This is a genomic window from Nonomuraea sp. NPDC052265, assembly GCF_044547985.1.
In the GTDB taxonomy this organism is placed as follows: Bacteria; Actinomycetota; Actinomycetes; order Streptosporangiales; family Streptosporangiaceae; genus Nonomuraea.
In genome coordinates this window covers 1-4,652 of sequence record NZ_JBIUBJ010000058.1, presented here as the reverse complement: position 1 = coordinate 4,652, position 4,652 = coordinate 1, and the positions used below count along the sequence as shown (strand labels likewise).

Genomic DNA, 4,652 nt, shown 5'->3' with positions numbered 1-4,652 from the left:
CCAGCCCGGAACTCCGGATCAAAGCGCCGCCGCGTGACTGCTGCCACGACCAAACCTCTCCCGGTTCGGTCTCCACGCTACGGGGGGATGCACAGTTGGTCTGCCGGCTCGATCTCCTCAAGGGGGGCTGTGCGCCACATTTAGTCGTTGCGTTCCGGCTATGCATGATAACTCTTCGTGACACATGAGCTGCGTGCTCGCAGGAAGGGGAACGATGTCACGGTGGGCGAGGGTAGTGCCAGGAGTGTTGGTGGGCGGGGTGTTGGTGGCGGGGCCGGTGTGGGCGTCCGCACGCCCGTGGACCGACGGGTATGGGCGGCTTGGGACCGTTGAGATCAGTGCCGACCGAAAGCGCGTGATGCTGTGTGATGCGCTCGACGACGAGGACAAGGTGGCCGTGGAGTACAAGACCACGATCGGCCGGACGATCCTGCTGCAGGCAGGGCCCAAGTCGGGGTGTGTCGACGATTCGGTGTTCTTCGGCTCCATCAAGCGGGCCCAGTTCTGTTACGGCCCGGACGTCGATCCCGATGGCGGCACATGGCGCTGGTGCAACCCGCCACGCAACATCTAGGAACTCCCAGGACGACCGCGAATGACTGAAGGAGCGGGTGTGCTGACCGGAGTTGCTTCCCGTGGGTTACCGCAGCAGACGCGTCAACGCAGGCCAGCCCTCGCCGCCCTCGCTGTGCTGCTCGTCCTTGGTGGCGCCCTGGCCACGACCCTCCTGGTGATGCGCGCCGACGAACGCATCTCCGTCATCCGTGTCACCCGGAAGATCGGTGCCGGCCAGCGCTTCGACCGCGGAGCGCTGCAGGAGGCACGCATCGCCGATGGGGGAGTCACCTACTGGCCGTGGGCCCAGCGCGACCAGGTGGCCGCAACCGTCGCCACCGTCACCGTGCTGCCCGGCACGCTACTCACCCAGCCGATGGCCGCGACGAACGGGACCGGAGCGATCAGCGGGAAATCCGTCAGGATGGGGCTGGCGCTCAAGCCTGGCCAAGCGCCTTATGACCTGCAGCGTGGTGAACGGGTCCAGCTGATCCACGTTCCCGCGCGCAGGGCCGACTCCGAACCGCCCACGCTTCTCGCGGAGGAGGCTGTGGTGGAGAGCGTGAGCTACACGTCCGGATCGGCCAGTCAGGCTACGGTCGTTGTGGACAGTGCCGTTGCGCCTGTGGTCGCGGCCCACGCCCTCAACGGGGAGATCTCCATCGCTGTCGTGCGCACACAACCTTGACATCGCGCTGAACGCGCGCCATCAATCCAAGAATTGATGGCAGGCCATGTTGCGCAGACGAAAGTCTCGTTCGTGGGAGGGGAACAACTCGTCGCACTTCATCCCGATCAATGATGGGATTCCAGCGTGCTCAGAGCTGCGGGATGAGGCTGGGCGGGGACGGCTCGGCGCTCGCTTTGCTCGATGGCTCGACTGTGGCGCGTGACGGTCAATCGCGGGCCCGTCCGGCGTTTGTGGGTGGACGGCCGGGAGGCGGTCACGCGCCACATCGACGTGTGCTCGATTCCTGGGTGCGATGACGGCCTTTGTGTTGCCGGTGATGCCATCTCGTTTTCCGGTCGTTTCGTTTGGAGTCCCGGTGGTGCCCCTGGATGAGGTGGCCGACTTCCTCTTGTGGTGGGGAGATGTGACGATCCTCGTGTTGTTGGCGCCTTGCGGAATCTCCGTGGCTGCTTGTGAGGAGGTCTGCTGGTTCCCTGACGTGGCTGTCCCGGCTCCGCTGACGGCCATGGCGATGGCTGCGGCGGTAGTGGCCCCGCCTGCGAGCAACAGAGCCATGGCGCGGATCCGCCCGCGTCGTCGCTCACTCATTCCGGGCATAGCCTGCTCCCGATTCTCCTGATCGCTAAGGTGTCGCAGCCTAATTGCGGGACGGTGCCCGTCGGACAGGCTTTGATCTTCCCTGAAAGATTCGTGGCACTGAGATATGAGTGGCGGCCTGCATCTACGTGCCACCCGCGCGACGCAGCAGCTTGTCGCTTGGCCCATGAAGATGCTGATCAATACAGGGACCCACTAGATCTACGCGAAAGAGGAGACGTGATGCGATCCGCTCGCGCAGCCTCGGTGCGCGCGAACCGTGCTGTTACCCCGCGGCTATAGCTAACCGTGGTTATCATGTGACTCTCTGTTTACCGTATGGCTGCAAGGGGCAGTCAGAACACAGGGAGGCTTCGCGTGGGATTGTTCGCTGCCAGGTTCTTTGCCCTCGCCGCAGTAGGGATGTTGGTTACGGCTGCCCTTCCCGCTGCACCGGTACGTGCTGCGGCTGGAGCGCTGATCATCAACGGTGAGGTGTACTACAAACCTCATGGCTGTTACCCCATCCGAGATCTGCCGGCGTACGTTCTCAACGAGACCAACGGGGTCGCCTTTATCCATGAGGGCCCAAGCTGTGACGTCGACATCAACGCCGTACTACTCTCCGGTCGGCTGGAAATCGCCAGAACGGGCAAGAGTGTCTTCATTGGCTGACCCGATTCTGGGCGGGCGGGGAATACGACTTATGTGGTCGTATCTGCCGTGTCCGCAAGTGGCTCTTGGGTCAAGCTTTGGCGATTGGAATCGTGTTTCCCGGATCAATTCCGCTGAAGGGGCTGGTAAATCTGAAGTGACGTGATCGGCTTCTGTGGAGGTGCCTGCTGATTCGGGATGATCCTCACACACGGGGAAAATGGCTGGGGCTCTGGCTGGCGGCCCGTTCCCTCGCCCTGGCCGCAGCTGCGCTCGGCGCAGGCTTGGGCGGACCATCCTTGGCGCATGCACTGGGCACGGATTACTGCCCGCCAGTATCTGAGGAAGCGTACAAAATGTTCGACATCGAAAAGTGGTGCGCTTCCGTCAATAATGAGTTCGAAAGCGGTCACTACCCGGACTTGTTGGGACTCTTGAAGGAGGCGCGGCGTCAGCCGGCCTCCGTAGCACCTGCAGAACGCGACATGGCAGAAAGGCCACGGGCCAGGCCGCAACCATCACCCAGCAGAACGGTAACCCCGGACGCTCCACATCCGATCAGAACGCAGCGACCAACATCCGAGCTGGCGCCGAACGCTCGCGGTCATCATCCGGCCGAAGTAGAGGTGTCGCCTGAGCGGGTCGTGCGACCACATCCGATCAGTTCCCTGAACGCCCAGAAGGCACGACACAAGAACTCGCACGCGCCTCGTAGGCGCCGGCACGCTCATCCAAGACCCAAGCCTTCTGCTTCCGGCGTGCCGGCTCCTGTTCCGGCCAGCACGCGTGGCGCACCCATGCCTGCCCTGCCTTCCCGCTCTGCTCAAAGCAGCGAGTCGGTGAATACCGCCTCTACCGACTCCTGGTCGGTTTTGAGCGGGGCTGCCGCATTCGCCTTGTTGGTAATGCTGCTGACCGGGCTTCTGGTCCATTGGGCCCGAAGGAGGGGCAGGCCGAACGTCCCGCTGATCGCGTTCCCTGGAGTAGACATACGCCGCGAGGACGGCCTCGTCCTTGGGCACGAACTCATTACTGCAACTGTCGGTGCCACCACGGTCAGTACGGGTACTCACGAAGAGGCCAGTGCACAGGAACTGCCCTCCCGGCGCGAAACGGCGGAGGCAGCCTCGCCGATCTCGGAGCCCGCATCGGGGGCAATAGGACCTCCGACAGTCGCGAGCTCGGCAGCCCTGGCTCAGGTGTACGTGCTTGGACCGGCGCGCGTGATGGTGGCTGGACGGGAGGTGTCGTTCGGCCGTGCGGAAGGCCGCGCCTTGTTCGCCCTACTCGCGACGATCAAGGACGGAGCATCGTCGGAGTCGGTGGTCGAGCGGTTGTGGCCAGGGGACGAAGAGCGAGGTGCCCGCCGCCTGGACACAGCGGTGCGCGATATCAATGCGACGATGCGGCAGGCGACGGGACTTGCAGCCCATGTGAAGTTCGTGGTGAAGACAGGACAGAGGCGCCGGCTGCCTGCGGCGTACTTCGACGTGGACTGGTGGCAGTTCGAGGAGGCGTACGTTCAAGCCAATTCCGCATCCGGCGAGCACGCTCGCCGGGAGGCGTTGCGACGGATGCTGGACCTGTACCAGGGGCCCCTCCTGGCGGATCGTGATGACGCCTGGTGCATTTCTCCACGCCAGGCTGCTGCGACACAGGCAGTTCGAGGAGCTCTGCGACTGGTCGACCTCGAGCGACCGGAGAACCCGGACCGTGCGCTGGATGTGCTGACGTTGGCGGTTGACCGCATCGATCCCTACAACGAGGTGTTGTGGCGCCAGATCCTCATGATTCAGGGGGATCTCGGTCGATTGTCCGCCTTTGAGGTGACTTTCCAACAGCTGACGGAACGGTTGGCGGAAATCGACGCGCGGCCGAGTGCACAAGCCCGGCAGATCTACCAGCGCTTCATCGGGTGATCGGCAGCTCCCAGCCTCGGTGCCCAAGAATCTGTCGGTCACGCATGGGGTATGCGGCCAAAGCCTCGCCCGTGAGCAGATGGGCGGGGTGAGTGCCGTAGATGCGGGCCAGTAGGCGCAGGGTGGTAACGGATGGGCGTCGGCTTCCCTGGGGCCAGTTCTCGGATCTGGATCAAAGGTTGTGGAGCGGTGACGGAGCGCTACCCGGCCGGCGACGGTACTGGTGATCGCGATCCTGTAACAGGCTGTGCGTGAAG

At 63.8% G+C, this 4,652-nt stretch carries 4 protein-coding genes; all 4 read left to right on the top strand.

Annotated features, from left to right (window positions below):
* Positions 1 to 250 precede the first annotated feature (250 nt).
* The 4 genes from ACIHAD_RS48715 to ACIHAD_RS48700 all read left to right on the top strand — a co-directional run bounded on the left by ACIHAD_RS48715 (position 251) and on the right by ACIHAD_RS48700 (position 4,395).
* Positions 251 to 574 carry a hypothetical protein gene (locus tag ACIHAD_RS48715; RefSeq protein ID WP_397361724.1) on the top strand — a complete coding sequence of 108 codons (324 nt, stop codon included), beginning with the start codon at positions 251 to 253 and terminating at the stop codon, positions 572 to 574.
* A gap of 39 nt (positions 575 to 613) precedes the next feature.
* Positions 614 to 1,243, top strand: coding sequence for a hypothetical protein (locus tag ACIHAD_RS48710; RefSeq protein ID WP_397361723.1), 630 nt, complete (start codon positions 614 to 616; stop codon positions 1,241 to 1,243).
* Positions 1,244 to 2,200: 957 nt separating this feature from the next.
* Entirely contained in the window at positions 2,201 to 2,497 is a 297-nt protein-coding gene (locus tag ACIHAD_RS48705) for a hypothetical protein (protein ID WP_358287850.1), read from the top strand.
* Between the two features lie 1,178 nt (positions 2,498 to 3,675).
* A complete protein-coding gene (locus ACIHAD_RS48700) occupies positions 3,676 to 4,395 on the top strand; it encodes a BTAD domain-containing putative transcriptional regulator (RefSeq protein ID WP_397361722.1) in 720 nt (239 codons plus the stop codon).
* The last annotated feature ends 257 nt before the right edge of the window (positions 4,396 to 4,652 follow it).